14 protein-coding genes and 1 pseudogene are annotated in these 15,637 nt (G+C 54.3%); 9 read left to right on the forward strand and 6 right to left on the reverse strand.

Annotated elements, in window-relative coordinates; all coding sequences use genetic code 11:
- The first annotated feature begins 442 nt into the window (after window positions 1-442).
- From ACE15A_RS04450 to folA, 9 genes and pseudogenes are all read left to right on the forward strand, one after another.
- Entirely contained in the window at window positions 443-1,216 is a 774-nt protein-coding gene (locus tag ACE15A_RS04450; protein ID WP_053508864.1) for an electron transfer flavoprotein FixA, read from the forward strand.
- Between the two features lie 9 nt (window positions 1,217-1,225).
- Complete coding sequence (locus ACE15A_RS04455; protein WP_053508863.1) at window positions 1,226-2,170, forward strand: electron transfer flavoprotein subunit alpha/FixB family protein; 945 nt, start codon at window positions 1,226-1,228, stop codon at window positions 2,168-2,170.
- A 48-nt stretch (window positions 2,171-2,218) separates the two neighbouring features.
- A complete protein-coding gene (locus ACE15A_RS04460) occupies window positions 2,219-3,505 on the forward strand; it encodes an FAD-dependent oxidoreductase (RefSeq protein WP_129382367.1) in 1,287 nt (428 codons plus the stop codon).
- Window positions 3,502-3,789 carry a ferredoxin-like protein FixX gene (gene fixX / locus ACE15A_RS04465; protein WP_053508858.1) on the forward strand — a complete coding sequence of 96 codons (288 nt, stop codon included), beginning with the start codon at window positions 3,502-3,504 and terminating at the stop codon, window positions 3,787-3,789. Before ACE15A_RS04460 ends, fixX begins: the two co-directional genes overlap by 4 nt.
- Before the next feature lie 104 nt (window positions 3,790-3,893).
- Window positions 3,894-5,229: pseudogene (locus tag ACE15A_RS04470) on the forward strand (MFS transporter).
- An 88-nt stretch (window positions 5,230-5,317) separates the two neighbouring features.
- On the forward strand, window positions 5,318-5,548 hold the full coding sequence (locus tag ACE15A_RS04475; RefSeq protein ID WP_001172089.1) for a YgdI/YgdR family lipoprotein: 231 nt from the start codon (window positions 5,318-5,320) through the stop codon (window positions 5,546-5,548).
- Window positions 5,549-5,647: 99 nt separating this feature from the next.
- Window positions 5,648-6,178, forward strand: coding sequence for a glutathione-regulated potassium-efflux system oxidoreductase KefF (gene kefF, locus ACE15A_RS04480; protein ID WP_053508854.1), 531 nt, complete (start codon window positions 5,648-5,650; stop codon window positions 6,176-6,178).
- The gene (gene kefC, locus ACE15A_RS04485) at window positions 6,171-8,033 is read left to right on the forward strand and encodes a glutathione-regulated potassium-efflux system protein KefC (protein WP_053508852.1); all 1,863 of its coding nucleotides are present in this window, start codon (window positions 6,171-6,173) and stop codon (window positions 8,031-8,033) included. Before kefF ends, kefC begins: the two co-directional genes overlap by 8 nt.
- 198 nt (window positions 8,034-8,231) lie before the next feature.
- Window positions 8,232-8,711, forward strand: coding sequence for a type 3 dihydrofolate reductase (gene folA / locus ACE15A_RS04490; protein WP_023245676.1), 480 nt, complete (start codon window positions 8,232-8,234; stop codon window positions 8,709-8,711).
- Between the two features lie 94 nt (window positions 8,712-8,805).
- Here the strand turns inward: folA and apaH are convergent, their stop codons facing one another.
- The 6 genes from apaH to lptD are packed head-to-tail and all read right to left on the reverse strand — an operon-like array spanning window position 8,806 to window position 15,552.
- Entirely contained in the window at window positions 8,806-9,654 is an 849-nt protein-coding gene (apaH, locus tag ACE15A_RS04495) for a bis(5'-nucleosyl)-tetraphosphatase (symmetrical) ApaH (RefSeq protein WP_023245677.1), read from the reverse strand.
- A 10-nt stretch (window positions 9,655-9,664) separates the two neighbouring features.
- On the reverse strand, window positions 9,665-10,042 hold the full coding sequence (apaG, locus tag ACE15A_RS04500) for a Co2+/Mg2+ efflux protein ApaG (protein ID WP_000610894.1): 378 nt from the start codon (window positions 10,040-10,042) through the stop codon (window positions 9,665-9,667).
- Window positions 10,043-10,044: 2 nt separating this feature from the next.
- Window positions 10,045-10,866 carry a 16S rRNA (adenine(1518)-N(6)/adenine(1519)-N(6))-dimethyltransferase RsmA gene (gene rsmA, locus ACE15A_RS04505; protein ID WP_001065397.1) on the reverse strand — a complete coding sequence of 274 codons (822 nt, stop codon included), beginning with the start codon at window positions 10,864-10,866 and terminating at the stop codon, window positions 10,045-10,047.
- Window positions 10,863-11,852, reverse strand: a complete 990-nt coding sequence (gene pdxA / locus ACE15A_RS04510) for a 4-hydroxythreonine-4-phosphate dehydrogenase PdxA (protein ID WP_053508849.1) — start codon at window positions 11,850-11,852, stop codon at window positions 10,863-10,865. Before pdxA ends, rsmA begins: the two co-directional genes overlap by 4 nt.
- A complete protein-coding gene (surA, locus tag ACE15A_RS04515) occupies window positions 11,852-13,138 on the reverse strand; it encodes a peptidylprolyl isomerase SurA (RefSeq protein ID WP_023245680.1) in 1,287 nt (428 codons plus the stop codon). Before surA ends, pdxA begins: the two co-directional genes overlap by 1 nt.
- Before the next feature lie 53 nt (window positions 13,139-13,191).
- Window positions 13,192-15,552 (reverse strand): LPS assembly protein LptD, encoded by a 2,361-nt coding sequence (gene lptD / locus ACE15A_RS04520; RefSeq protein ID WP_023245681.1) that lies wholly within the window; start codon window positions 15,550-15,552, stop codon window positions 13,192-13,194.
- Between the last annotated feature and the right edge of the window lie 85 nt (window positions 15,553-15,637).

Here is a 15,637-nt window from a genome sequence, read left to right on the forward strand (position 1 = left end):
GTTCCTGGCTATTATATTTTGTTTATTTTCCTGAATATTCTACCGGTGATAATTTAACCTCAGGGCGCTTCTGCGAGTAACCCATAATGAGTATTCATCGCACGACGTTCTGTAAGCTGGATCACACTTTTTTGTCGTTTCTTTTGGCAGTTTGTTTTGTATTTATTCTTTTGTAATCAAGTTAATACAATGATGTTGGGCGTTTTTTGTGCGCCTCTCTTTCAATATTGGTGATCCGTAAAACAATATTGAAAATTTTTATATTTTGTCGCCGACCGTTCAATATTGGTGAGGTGCTTAACAATATTGAAAGTTATGAAGAACAGGATGTGACTTTTTCAATATTGGTGATTAATGTTTTATTCCCGAATTTAAGAGCGTGATATCTGTATTTAACACCGCCGATATAGATGACGTTTCCTTCATGATTTCTGGAGATGCAATGAAGATATTGACTTGCTACAAGTGCGTGCCTGATGAACAGGATATTGTGATTAATAACGAAGATGGTTCATTAGATACCCGTAAAGCCGACGCCAAAATTAGCCAATACGATTTAAATGCGATTGAAGCCGCTTGCCAGTTAAAACAGCAGGCCGGCGATGCCGTGGTTACGGCAATGAGCGTGGGCGGCCAGGCGCTGACCAACGCCAAAGGGCGTAAAGATGTGCTTTCTCGCGGCCCTGACGACCTTATTGTCGTGATTGATGAACAGTTTGAACAGGCGCTGCCGCAACAAACCGCCACTGCGCTCGCCGCCGCTGCGCAAAAAGCGGGTTTTGATCTGATTATCTGCGGCGATGGCTCTTCCGATCTTTATGCTCAGCAGGTGAGCCTGCTGCTGGGTGAAACGCTGCATATCCCGGCCATTAACGGCGTGCGCAACATCCTTTCGCTGAGTGAAGACACCCTTATCGTTGAGCGTGAGTTGGAAGATGAAATCGAAACGCTGCATATCCCGTTACCTGCGGTTGTGGCGGTCTCTACCGATATTAACTCCCCGCAAATCCCGTCGATGAAAGCGATTCTCGGCGCGGCGAAAAAGCCCGTCCAGGTCTGGTCTGCGGCGGACATCGGCTTTAGCGTGGCGGCTGGCTACTCCAGCCAACGCGTCGCTGCGCCGAAACAGCGCGAGCGTCAGCGAATTGTCATTGAAGGCGAGGGCGAAGAACAGATCGCCGCATTCGCCGAAAACCTGCGCAAAATCATTAACTAAGGGGAAGTTATGAGCAAGTTTTCCAGTGTTTGGGTATTCAGCGATACGTCTTCTCGTCTGCCGGAACTGATGGGCGGCGCGCAGCATACCGGTGAACAGATTAACGTTTTCGTACTGAGCGAGGCGGATAGCGAGGCAGCGTTCCATTTTGGCGCGGATCGCGTCTGGTTTTTACGCGGTAAACCTGATGACCGTATGGTGGAAGACTATGCGGAAGCCATGGTGGAAACCCTCCATAAACATGGCGGCGAGGCGGGCATGGTACTACTGCCGAATACCCGTCGCGGAAAACTGCTGGCGGCTAAGCTCGGCTACCGTCTGGCAGCGGCGGTGTCTAACGATGCCAGTAGCGTCGTACCACAAGCGGAAGGGGCTGCGGTAAAACACATGGTTTACGGCGGGCTGGCGATGGGCGAAGAGACGATTACCTCTCCCTGGGCGGTAGTCACGCTGAGCAGCGGCGCTTTCGAACCGGCGCAGGCGGATACGGCGCGCCGCGGCGAGGCGCAGAGCGTGGAGTGGATAGCGCCGGCGATAGCGGTGACGCGTACCGCGACGCAGGCGCGTCAGAGCAACCGCGTCGATCTGGATAAAGCGCGGCTGGTGGTGAGCGTTGGACGCGGGATCGGCAGTAAAGAGAATATCGCGCTGGCACAGGCGCTGTGTCAGACCATCGGCGCGGAGCTGGCCTGCTCTCGTCCGGTCGCGGAAAACGAAAAATGGATGGAACATGAGCGTTATGTCGGTATCTCCAACCTGATGTTAAAACCCGAACTTTATCTTGCCATCGGGATCTCCGGGCAGATCCAGCACATGGTCGGGGCGAATGGATCGCAAACGATCTGCGCCATTAACAAAGATAAAAACGCGCCGATCTTCCAGTACGCGGATTACGGCATTGTGGGCGATGCGGTAAAGATCCTGCCCGCGCTGATCCAGGCATTAGCACGTTGATTGAGCAAGGCGGGGCAAAGCACGTCCCGCCGCTGACTGGGAGTTTCTATGTCTGAAGATATCTTTGACGCCATTATTGTCGGCGCAGGGCTGGCCGGGTCAGTCGCCGCGTTGGTGCTGGCGCGTGAAGGCGCGCAGGTACTGGTGATTGAGCGAGGCAATTCTGCTGGCGCGAAAAACGTCACTGGCGGTCGCCTCTACGCGCATAGCCTGGAGCGTATTCTACCCGATTTTGCGGCACTAGCGCCCGTAGAACGTCTCATTACCCATGAAAAACTCGCCTTTATGACCGAACAAGGGGTGATGGCGGTTGATTATGTTAATGCGGAGGAGCAAGCGCCTTCACAGCGTTCTTATTCCGTGCTGCGCAGTAAATTTGACGCCTGGCTGATGGAGCAGGCGGAAGAAGCGGGCGCGCAACTGATTACCGGTATCCGCGTGGATAACGTCGTACAGCGCGACGGCAAGGTCGTCGGCGTGGAGGCCGATGGCGATATTATCGAAGCGAAAGTCGTGATCCTGGCGGACGGCGTCAATTCCTTGCTGGCGGAAAAGCTGGGCATGGCGAAACGCGTCAACGCCTCGCACGTTGCGGTGGGGGTGAAAGAACTGATCGAATTACCCCAATCCGTTATTGAAGATCGTTTTCAACTTCGGGGCAATGAAGGCGCAGCCTGCCTGTTCGCCGGCGCGCCGACCGCAGGGCTGATGGGCGGTGGATTTTTGTATACCAATGAAACCACGCTGTCGCTGGGGCTGGTGTGCGGTCTGCACCATCTGAGCGCGGCGACAAAATCCGTGCCGCAAATGCTGGAAGATTTTAAACAGCATCCGGCGGTCGCGCCGCTGATCGCCGGCGGCAAACTGGTGGAGTATGCCGCGCACGTCGTCCCGGAGGCCGGGTTTGCTATGCAGCCTGAGCTGGTGGGCGACGGGGTGTTGATTGCCGGTGATGCTGGCGGAATGTGCATGAATCTGGGCTTTACTATCCGCGGTATGGATTTGGCCGTGGCGGCAGGAGACGCGGCGGCGAAAACCGTCCTTTCCGCACTGCGCAGCGCTGATTTCAGTCGGCAAAAACTGGCGGAATATCGCCAGCATCTCGACAACGGTCTGATGCGGGATATGCGAATGTACCAGCGTCTGCCGGCGTTTCTCGATAACCCGCGCATGTTTACCCGCTATCCGGAAATGGCGGTCGGTATCGCCCGCGATCTGTTTACCGTTGATGGCGGCGCGCCGGAGCCGATGCGTAAAAAAATCCTGCGTCATGCAAAGAAAGTCGGCCTTATCAATCTGATGAAGGACGGTATTAAAGGAGCGACCGTATTATGACTTCCCCCGTCAATGTTGACGTCAAGCTGGGCGTTAATAAATTCAACGTCGATGAAAATAACCCGCATATCGTGCTGAAAACCGAACCGGATAAGCAGGCGCTGGAGGTGCTGATTAAGGCATGTCCCGCCGGGCTGTACAAGAAGCAGGATGACGGCAGCGTGCGGTTTGACTACGCCGGCTGTCTGGAATGCGGTACCTGTCGGATTCTCGGCCTGGACAGCGTGCTGGAAAAGTGGGAATACCCGCGCGGTACCTTTGGCGTGGAGTTTCGCTACGGTTGATTGACTGCCGGATGGCGTTGCGCTTATCCGGCCTACGCTCACGGACCTGGTCGGCCTGATACGCGCAGCGCCATCAGGCAACCAGGATAAAACAGGACATAACCATGCCGCAGCCCAGGAACTTTGACGACCTTAAATTCTCCGCCATTCATCGCAGAATTATGCTGTGGGGAAGCGGCGGCCCGTTCCTTGATGGCTACGTGCTGGTGATCATTGGCGTGGCGCTGGAACAACTGACGCCGCTATTACACCTTGATGCTGAATGGATTGGCGCACTCGGCGCGGCTACGCTTGCCGGACTGTTTATCGGCACCTCGCTGTTTGGCTATATTTGCGATAAAGTCGGGCGGCGTAAAATGTTCCTGCTTGATATTATCGCTATCGGCGCTATCTCCGTGGCGACCATGTTTGTTTCCACGCCGCTTGAATTGCTGGTGATGCGCGTTTTAATTGGCATTGTTATCGGCGCGGATTACCCTATCGCCACGTCCATGATTACGGAGTTTTCCAATACCCGGCAGCGCGCGTTTTCCATCGGTTTTATCGCCGCGATGTGGTACGTCGGCGCGACCTGCGCCAATCTGGTGGGGTATTGGTTGTATGACATGGAAGGCGGCTGGCGCTGGATGCTTGGCAGCGCCTTTATCCCATGCTTAATCATTTTGATTGGCCGCTTTGACCTGCCGGAATCGCCACGCTGGCTATTGCGAAAAGGACGGGTAAAAGAGTGCGAACAAATGATGATCAAACTGTTCGGCGAACCGGTCTGCTTTGACGATGAGCCGCCGCAGGAGACCCGCTTCCTGCAACTGTTTAACCGCCGTCATTTCCCGTTTGTACTGTTCGTCGCGGCTATCTGGACCTGTCAGGTGATCCCGATGTTCGCTATCTATACCTTTGGGCCGCAGATCGTCGGGTTACTCGGCTGGGAACAGGGGCGCAGCGCTCGGCAATGTGGTGATTAGCCTCTTTTTTATGCTGGGCTGTATACCGGCGATGTTCTGGCTAAACAGTATTGGCCGTCGCCCTCTGCTTATTGGCAGCTTCGCAATGATGACTATTGCGCTGGCGTTGCTGGGGCTGGTGTCAAATCTGGGCATCATACTGGTAGTGGTGGCGTTTGCGGTGTACGCCTTCTTTTCCGGCGGACCGGGCATACTGCAATGGCTTTATCCTAATGAACTCTTCCCTACGGACATTCGCGCTTCGGCCGTAGGGGTCATCATGTCATTAAGCCGCATTGGAACCATTGTCTCCACCTGGGCATTACCGATTTTTATTACTCGTTACGGTATTAATAACGTCATGCTGATTGGCGCGTTGATTTCGTTAGTCGGGCTTGGCGTATCGGTGATGTTTGCCCCGGAAACTCGCGGCTTGACGCTAACACAGACCGGAAACATGACTTTGCGCGGAACGCCATCGGATAACCCTCGTTAAGAGTGTTCTGCATTTCTCCCCGCTTTTCGCCAATAACGCTACAGTTAACAGTCACATGCTAAAACAACTGAAAAGCAGGGAGAACACCATGCAAAAACGTCTTATGACCGCACTGTTTACCGCAGCAACACTATTCACCGTCGCAGGATGCTCTTCTAACCAGGCGGTTGAAACCACGGATGGCAAAACTATCGTCACCGACGGGAAACCCGAGGTCGATAACGATACCGGTATGGTGTCTTACAAAAACGCCGCCACCGGGAAAACCGAACAGATTAACCGCGATCAGCTGAAAAATATGAGCGAGCTGGATAATTAATTCAATTTTTTCTGATTAGCTGCTCAATAATATTCACTATTAGCCTGGTGAATTTGTCACTACACTTTGTGATAAAAAACCGATAATCACAGGCTAATCATGATCCTCATTATTTATGCGCATCCGTATCCGCATCACTCTCATGCGAATAAACGGATGCTTGAACAGGCAGGGACGCTGGAAAACGTCGAAATACGTTCGCTTTATCACCTCTATCCCGATTTTAATATTGACGTTGCCGCCGAGCAGCAGGCGCTGTCGCGCGCGAGTCTTATCGTCTGGCAGCATCCGATGCAGTGGTACAGCGTCCCTCCTTTACTCAAATTATGGATGGATAAAGTCCTCGCCCACGGCTGGGCCTACGGTCATGGCGGTACGGCATTGCACGGTAAACATCTGCTGTGGGCGGTAACGACCGGCGGTGGTGAAAACCATTTTGCTATCGGTTCACATCCGGGATTTGACGTCCTTTCTCAGCCGCTACAGGCGACGGCGCTCTATTGTGGTTTAACGTGGCTGCCGCCGTTTGCCATGCACTGCACGTTCATTTGCGATAACGAGACCTTACAGGCGCAGGCGCGTCAGTATAAACAGCGTTTACTGGCATGGCAGGAGGCGAATCATGGATAGTCATACTCTACTGCAGGCGCTGATCTATCTTGGTTCGGCGGCGTTGATTGTGCCGATTGCGGTACGTTTGGGCTTAGGTTCGGTGCTGGGGTATCTGATTGCGGGTTGCATTATCGGCCCCTGGGGGCTGCGACTGGTGACGGATGCCGAATCTATTCTGCATTTTGCGGAAATCGGCGTCGTGCTGATGTTGTTTGTCATTGGGCTTGAACTGGACCCGCAGCGGTTATGGAAGCTGCGCGCCTCGGTATTTGGCGGCGGCGCGTTGCAGATGGTGGTCTGCGGCGGACTGATTGGTCTGTTCTGTATGTTTCTTGGCCTGCGTTGGCAGGTGGCGGAACTGATCGGTATGACGCTGGCGCTCTCGTCCACGGCTATCGCCATGCAGGCAATGAATGAGCGTAACCTGACCGTTTCGCAAGTGGGGCGTAGCGCATTTGCGGTGCTTTTGTTCCAGGATATCGCGGCGATCCCGCTGGTGGCGATGATTCCGCTACTGGCCGCCAGCGGCGCATCCACCACGCTTGGCGCGTTTGCGCTGTCGGCGTTAAAAGTCGCAGGCGCGTTGGCGCTGGTGGTGCTGTTGGGACGCTACGTCACGCGCCCGGCGCTGCGCTTTGTCGCGCGTTCTGGTTTGCGGGAGGTGTTCAGCGCCGTGGCGCTATTTCTGGTGTTTGGTTTCGGCCTGTTGCTCGAAGAGGTTGGGCTGTCAATGGCGATGGGCGCGTTCCTGGCGGGCGTTCTGCTGGCGAGTTCGGAATATCGTCATGCGCTGGAAAGCGATATTGAACCCTTTAAGGGATTGCTGCTGGGGCTGTTCTTTATTGGCGTTGGCATGTCGATTGATTTCGGCACGCTGGTGGAGAATCCGCTGCGTATTCTGCTGTTGTTGGTCGGTTTTCTGGCGATCAAAATCGTTATGCTGTGGCTGGTCGCGAGGCCCCTGGGCGTACCGGCAAAACAGCGTCGCTGGTTTGCCGTCTTATTAGGCCAGGGAAGTGAGTTTGCGTTTGTGGTTTTTGGCGCAGCGCAAATGGCGGATGTCCTTGAGTCGGAGTGGGCGAAAGCGCTGACGCTGGCGGTCGCGCTGTCGATGGCGGCAACGCCGATTTTTCTGGTGCTGCTGACGCGCATGGAGAAGGCCGCGACGGGCGAAGCGCGCGAGGCGGATGAAATCGATGAAGAGCAGCCGCGGGTCATTGTGGCCGGGTTTGGGCGATTTGGTCAGATAGCCGGGCGTCTGCTGCTGTCGAGCGGGGTGAAGATGGTGGTGCTCGATCACGACCCCGATCATATCGAAACGCTGCGTAAATTCGGCATGAAGGTTTTTTATGGCGACGCGACGCGTATGGATTTGCTGGAATCTGCCGGAGCGGCGAAGGCGGAGGTATTGATTAACGCCATTGACGATCCGCAAACCAATCTGCAACTGAGCGAACTGGTGAAGACGCATTTCCCGCATCTGCAGATTATCGCCCGCGCTCGTGATGTCGATCATTACATTCGCCTGCGACAGGCCGGCGTGGCGATGCCCGAACGTGAAACTTTCGAAGGCGCGCTCAAAAGCGGGCGACAGGCGCTGGAAGCGCTGGGGCTGGGGCGTTATGAAGCCCGCGAGCGCGCGGATCTGTTCCGCCATTTTAATACCCAGATGGTGGAAGAGATGGCGAAAGGGGAAAACGATCCGTTATCTCGCGCCGCCGCCTATAAACGTACCAGCGCGATGTTGAGCGAAATTATTACCGAGGATCGGGAGCATCTGTCGTTGATTCAGCGTCACGGCTGGCAGGGAACGGCTGAGGGCAAACATTCCGGGGAGGTCGCCGATGAACCCGAGGTCAAACCGTCAATCTAAAGTAAAAAATGTGATGTTCTGCAAACTTTACTGCTAATTGGCTGTTTTTGAACTACTGTAATGCTGGCGCTCCACATCAAATGAGTGGCGTCGCCAGCAGAACGAAAAATTTTCGTGCTCATCCTCTTTTCGTCAGTCGACGAAAGATTGCGCTTTACGTATAGTGGCGGCAATTTTTTTGGTATCAGGAAATAATTAATGATCAGTCTGATTGCGGCGTTAGCGGTGGATCGCGTCATCGGTATGGAAAACGCCATGCCGTGGAGCCTGCCTGCCGATCTCGCCTGGTTTAAACGTAACACGTTAAATAAACCTGTCGTCATGGGACGTCACACTTGGGAGTCCATCGGACGCCCCTTACCGGGACGTAAAAATATTATTATCAGCAGCCAGCCGGGCACCGACGATCGCGTGCAGTGGGTGAAGTCTGTCGATGAGGCGATTGCCGCTTGCGGCGATGCGCCGGAAATTATGGTCATTGGCGGCGGGCGCGTGTATGAGCAGTTCCTGCCAAAAGCACAGAAGCTTTATCTGACGCATATTGATGCGGAAGTCGAAGGCGATACCCATTTTCCGGATTATGAACCGGATGACTGGGAGTCGGTATTCAGTGAGTTTCACGATGCCGACGCGCAGAACTCTCACAGCTATTGTTTCGAGATTCTGGAACGGCGGTAAGCGGCGGCGGATATGTATGTTGCCGGATGGCGACGCATGGCGTCTTATCCGGCCTACGCTCACGGACTGTGTAGGCCAGATAAGCGCAGCGCCATCAGGCGTTGATTGCTTCGCCTTCGCCCATATCCATCTGGCGGTTTGACGGCTGCACAAAATACTGTTTATCTTCCCAACGTAAACAGGTCAACTCTCCGCCCCAGCAGCAGCCGGTATCCAGCGCGTAAATACCTTCCGGCGTCCCTTTCCCTTCCAGCGACGCCCAGTGCCCGAACGCGATGCTGTAAGCCTCGCTCACTGGCCCTGGAATGGCAAACCACGGCTTCAGCGGCGCAGGGGCATTTTCCGGCGACGCTTTGCTGTACATATCCAGTTGACCGTTAGGAAAGCAGTAACGCATACGGGTAAAGGCATTAGTAATAAAGCGTAGCCGCGCCAGACCGCTTAACTCCGGCGACCAGTTATTCGGCATATCGCCATACATCGCGTCGAGGAAAAACGGGTACGAGTCGCTCGACAACACCGCTTCAACATCGCGGGCGCACTCTTTTGCCGTCTGCAAATCCCACTGCGGCGTAATACCCGCATGCGCCATGACCAGCTTTTTCTCCTCGTCTACCTGCAACAGCGGCTGACGACGTAACCAATTCAGCAGCTCATCGGCGTCCGGCGCTTCAAGAAGCGGGGTTAGCCGGTCTTTGGGTTTGTTGCGGCTAATCCCGGCGAATACGGCCAGTAGATGTAAATCGTGATTCCCCAACACCAGACGCACGCTATCGCCAAGTGCTTTGACGTAGCGTAACACGTCCAGAGAACCGGGACCGCGGGCGACCAAATCGCCAGTCAGCCACAGAGTGTCTGTTTCTGGCGTAAATTCCACTTGCTGTAATAAGGCGATCAGTTCGTCGTAGCAACCGTGAACGTCGCCGATGAGGTATGTTGCCATTGCTATAATTTTAGTGAATGAGTGTAGGGACGGCGAGTCGAAACACGGGAATGTCGATGGTAAAGGCGTCGCCATTTTCATCGATCATTTCGTAATGACCCTGCATGGTGCCCAGCGGCGTTTCAATTACCGCGCCGCTGGTGTACTGATACTCTTCGCCTGGCGCAATGCGCGGCTGGACGCCAACCACACCTTCGCCCTGGACTTCAGTTTCACGGCCATGACCATTGGTAATCAGCCAGTAGCGGCCTAGTAGCTGCACTGGCGCCCGGCCCAGATTGCGGATGGTCACGGTATAGGCAAAAACGTAACGTTCATCGTCAGGTGAGGATTGCGCCTCAATATAGACGCTTTGCACCTGAATACACACTCTGGGCGAATTGATCATGTTTAACTCTCCTTCAAAGGCGCGTTTTCCGACAGATAGTTGGCCATCTGGCAGTACTGCGCGACAGAGATATTTTCCGCGCGCATTGCCGGGTCAATACCCATTTCCGTCAACGTCTCAACGCTAAAAAGATTGCCGAGGCTGTTACGGATCGTTTTACGGCGCTGGTTAAAGGCCTCGGTGGTAATACGGCTCAACACGCGAATATCTTTAACCGGGTAAGGCATCGTTGCGTGTGGAACCAGACGCACCACGGCGGAGTCCACTTTGGGCGGCGGCGTGAAGGCGGATGGCGGTACTTCAAGCACCGGGATCACCTGACAGTAATATTGCGCCATCACGCTTAAACGACCATACGCTTTGCTGTTCGGCCCTGCAACCAGACGATTTACCACTTCTTTTTGCAACATAAAGTGCATGTCGGCAATGGCATCAGTATAGCTAAAGAGATGGAACATCAGCGGGGTGGAGATGTTATAGGGCAGATTGCCGAACACACGCAGCGGTTGGCCCAACTGCGCAGACAGTTCGCCAAAGTTCATGGTCATGGCGTCCTGCTGATAAATGGTCAGTTTCGGCCCTAAGAACGGATGGGTTTGCAAACGCGCCGCCAGATCGCGGTCAAGCTCGATGACCGTGAGCTTATCCAGTCGTTCGCCGACCGGTTCCGTCAGCGCCGCCAGACCGGGGCCGATTTCAACCATCGCCTGGCCTTTTTGCGGATTAATAGCAGAAACAATACTGTCGATCACAAACCGATCGTTGAGAAAGTTTTGCCCGAAGCGTTTACGGGCTAAATGGCCCTGATGGACTCGATTATTCATTGGGTATTAACAATCATTTTGATGGCGAGATTAAGCGCCGTAATAAAACTGCCGACATCCGCTTTTCCCTGGCCCGCCAGTTCAAGCGCGGTGCCGTGGTCAACGGAGGTTCGAATAAAAGGTAGGCCGAGCGTAATATTCACTCCCCGACCGAATCCCTGGTATTTTAGCACGGGCAGGCCCTGATCGTGGTACATTGCCAGCACCGCATCAGCATGGTCGAGATATTTAGGCTGAAACAGCGTATCGGCGGGCAGCGGACCGGTAAGGTGCATTCCCTGCGCGCGCAGTTCGTCGAGTACCGGAATGATAGTGTCTATCTCTTCCGTCCCCATATGGCCGCCTTCACCCGCGTGCGGGTTAAGACCGCACACCAGAATATGAGGGTTGCGCAGTCCGAATTTCGTCCGCAGATCGTGATGTAAAATAGCAATCACGTCGTGGAGTAACGCAGGCGTAATCGCATCAGCAATCGCCCGCAGCGGCAAATGCGTGGTCGCCAGCGCGACACGTAACGCTTCGGTCGCCAGCATCATCACCACTTTTTTCGCCTGCGAGCGTTCCTCAAAAAACTCCGTATGTCCGGTAAATGGAATGCCGGCGTCATTGATCACGCCTTTGTGCACCGGCCCGGTGATCAGCGCCGCGAATTCATGTTGCAGACAGCCGTCGCAGGCCCGCGCCAGCGTTTCCACCACATAGGGGCCATTTTCTACCGTCAACTGACCGGGAATAGCAGGCGCGCGCAGCGAGACCGGCAATAGGGTCAGCGTTCCCGCGGGCTGTGGCGCAGCGGGGACATCAGGCGAGTAAGGGAGAAGCGAGAGGGGCAGGCCGAGCATGGCGGCCCGCTCCGTCAGGAGCGCGCCATCCGCACAGACGACCAGTTCAATCGGCCACGCGCGTTGCGCCAGTTGGACAACAAGATCGGGGCCAATCCCGGCGGGTTCGCCGGGAGTGATAACAACGCGTTGCGCACTGCTCATTAGTTACTCAGAATCTTAACGTAAGCACTGGCTCGCTGTTCTTGCATCCAGGTCGCCGCTTCTTCTGAGAATTTACGGTTCATCAGCATACGATAAGCGCGATCTTTCTGCGCCGCGTCGGTTTTATCTACCTTACGCGTATCCAGCAATTCGATCAGATGCCAGCCGAAAGAGGAGTGTACCGGCGCGCTCATTTGGCCTTTATGCAGCTTCGTCAGCGCGTCGCGGAACGCCGGATCGAAAATATCTGGCGTAGCCCAACCTAAATCACCGCCCTGGTTAGCGGAGCCAGGGTCCTGAGAGTACTCTTTCGCCGCGGCGGCAAACGTGGTTTTACCACTCTTAATGTCAGCCGCGATTTCTTCCAGCTTCAGGCGCGCCTGCTGATCGGTCATGATCGGCGACGGCTTAAGAAGAATGTGACGAGCGTGAACTTCGGTCACGGAGATATTCGGGCTCTGACCGCGCAGGTCGTTTACTTTCAGAATGTGGAAGCCGACGCCGGAGCGAATCGGGCCGACAATGTCGCCTTTCTTTGCTGTACTCAGCGCCTGGGCGAAAATTCCCGGCAGCTCCTGAATACGGCCCCAGCCCATCTGACCGCCTTTTAACGCCTGCTGGTCGGCAGAGTAGGTAATCGCCAGTTTGCCAAAATCTGCGCCGTTACGCGCTTCTTCAACAATGCTTTCCGCCTGGCGTTGCGCGTCGTTAACCTGCCCGGAGGTGGGGTTTTCCGGCAGTGCAATCAGGATATGGCTCAGGTTCAGCTCGGTGCTGGCGTCGTTTTGGGTGCCAATCTGTTTTGCCAGCGCGTCAACTTCTTGCGGCAAAACGGTGATACGGCGACGAACCTCGTTGTTGCGCACTTCAGAGATAATCATCTCTTTACGAATCTGGTTACGGTAGGTTGAATAGTTCAGCCCATCGTAAGCCAGGCGGCTGCGCATCTGATCCATCGTCATATTGTTCTGTTTGGCGATGTTGGCGATGGCCTCATCCAACTGCTCATCCGTGATTTTCACCCCCATCTTTTGACCCATTTGCAGGATAATTTGATCCATAATCAAACGTTCCAGGATCTGATGACGCAGCGTGGCGTCGTCCGGAAGCTGCTGACCTGCCTGACCCGCGTTGAGTTTGACTGATTGCATTAAGCCATCAACGTCGCTTTCCAGCACGACGCCATTATTGACGACGGCTGCGACTTTATCGACTACCTGGGGGGCAGCGAAACTGGTATTCGCGATCATGGCGATACCGAGAAGCAGCGTTTTCCAGTTCTTCATACTTTTTCCATTTCAATTAACCGCAATGCGGATTACGTGGTAAATCAATCAGATTACATAGAGCTTTGATACGGCAGAATGTTAGAACGCAACATTTCTTGCGTGCCGAGGCCGTAGTTAGAGCTCAAACCGCGCAGCTCAATGTTGAAGCCGATCGCGTTATCATAAATCGCGTGTTGTTTATCGTTATCCCAACCGTTCAGCTTACGTTCGTATCCGACGCGGATCGCATAGCAGCAAGAGTTGTACTGTAAGCCGAGCATCTGGTCTGCAGGTTTACTCGAATTGGTATCGAAGTAGTACGCGCCGACAATTGACCAGCGATCGGCAATTGGCCAACTTGCCACCGCGCCCACCTGGTTGATGCCGTTTTTATACTGCTCTGCCGTGGAATAATACGAAGGCAACGTGGCCTGAATATATTCCGGGCTGGCATAGCGGTAGTTCAACTGTACCAGACGATCCTGATCCCGACGGTATTCGAGGCTGCTGCTGCTGGTGGCGACGCTATCCAGACGGGTATCGTACTGTACTCCGCTACGCAGACCCCAGCGTTCTGAAATACGCCAGTAAGTGTCGCCTGCCCAAACCAGCGAACCGGTTTTGTCGTCATTCTCCCATTTAATGTTGTCATCGCCGGTGCGAGACTCCGTGAAATAGTAGATTTGACCCACAGAAACGTTAAAACGTTCAACGGCGGCATCATCATAAATGCGTGTTGTGACGCCGGTCGTGACCTGGTTGGCGGAAGCAATACGGTCGAGACCGCCATAAGTGCGGTCGCGGAACAGGCCGTTATAGTCGGATTGCAGTAAAGAAGAGTCGTAGTTATAGATGCCGCTCTGGTCGCGATACGGCACATACAGGTACTGCACGCGTGGTTCCAGCGTTTGGGTATACCCCGGCGCCAGCATCGCCATATCACGTTCGAAGACTAATTTCCCGTCGACTTTAAACTGCGGCATGACGCGGTTAACCGAATCATCCAGCTTATTCACGTTCGCTGAATTATTGTTATAGGCATCCAGATTCGTTTGCTGGTAGTGCGTCGCCATCAGCTTCGCTTCGGTGTTCAGGCTGCCCCAGCGGTTGGAGAGCGGCAAGTTGATGGTCGGCTCCAGGTGGACGCGGGTCGCTTCCGGCATATCGTCTCTGGTGTTGACAAAGTGTACCGCCTGGCCGTAAATCCGGGTATCAAACGGCCCAAGATCGTTATGATAGTAGTTAACGTCTAACTGCGGCTCCGCCGAGTAGCTGCTGTTGTTCTGATCGTTAAATACCTGGAATTGCTTGGTCGACACCGTAGCGTCAAAGTTTTGTACGGCGTAGCCGACGCTGAATTTCTGCGTTGCGTAGCCGTCAGTACTGGAACCGTACTTACTATCGAAATCGTTAAAATAGCTGGAGTCGCTGACTTTGGTGTAATCGACGTTAAAACGCCACACCTGATCCATCACGCCTGAGTGCTGCCAGTAGAATAACCAGCGGTGCTTATCGCCCTCTTTGGGGTGATCGTCTTCATAGACTTTATCAGAAGGCAGATAGTCTAATTCCATCAGCCCCGCGCCCGCCTGCGTGAGATAACGGAATTCGTTCTCCCACATAATATTGCCGCGGCGGTGCATATAGTGCGGGGTAATGGTGGCGTCCATATTGGGCGCGATGTTCCAGTAATACGGTAAGTAGAATTCGAAATAGTTCTTGGTCGTGTATTTCGCGTTCGGGATCAGGAAACCTGAGCGACGTTTGTCACCGACGGGTAGCTGTAAATAGGGGCTATAAAAGATCGGAACCGGACCGACTTTAAACCGGGCGTTCCAGATTTCCGCAACCTGTTCTTCACGGTCATGGATGACTTCACTCCCCACCACGCTCCAGGTATTGGAGCCAGGCAAACAGGAGGTAAAGCTGCCGTTTTCCAGAATGGTATAGCGGTTTTCGCCGCGCTGCTTCATGAGGTCGGCTTTACCGCGCCCCTGACGGCCCACCATTTGGTAGTCGCCTTCCCAGACGTTCGTGTCTTTGGTGTTCAGGTTCGCCCAGCCCTTCGGCCCTTTCAGGATGACCTGATTGTCATCATAATGGACATTACCCAGCGCATCGACGGTACGTACAGGTTCCGGCTGACCTTCCGCCTGCTTCTGATGAAGTTGTACTTCATCCGCTTGCAGGCGACTATTCCCCTGCATAATGTCCACGTTGCCGGTAAAAACGGCATCGTCCGGGTAGTTACCTTTAGCGTTATCGGCATTGATAGTGACTGGCAGATCGTTGGTATCGCCTTTTACCAGAGGACGATCATAGCTCGGCACGCCCAACATACACTGTGAGGCAAGATCGGCTGCCAGACCCTGATGACTATAAAGGGCGCTGGCGATCATGGTGGCCAGAAGAGTGGGAATACGTTTTTTCATACGTTGTATTTATTGTTCCATCATCGGTAGCGTTGCGCGTGACAAACGGTCACAGCCTAACTTACTCATCTTCGCTGCGCCAGTG

Origin of the sequence: Salmonella sp. HY31 (genome assembly GCF_042604575.1) — a bacterium.
Lineage (GTDB): Bacteria > Pseudomonadota > Gammaproteobacteria > Enterobacterales > Enterobacteriaceae > Salmonella > Salmonella diarizonae.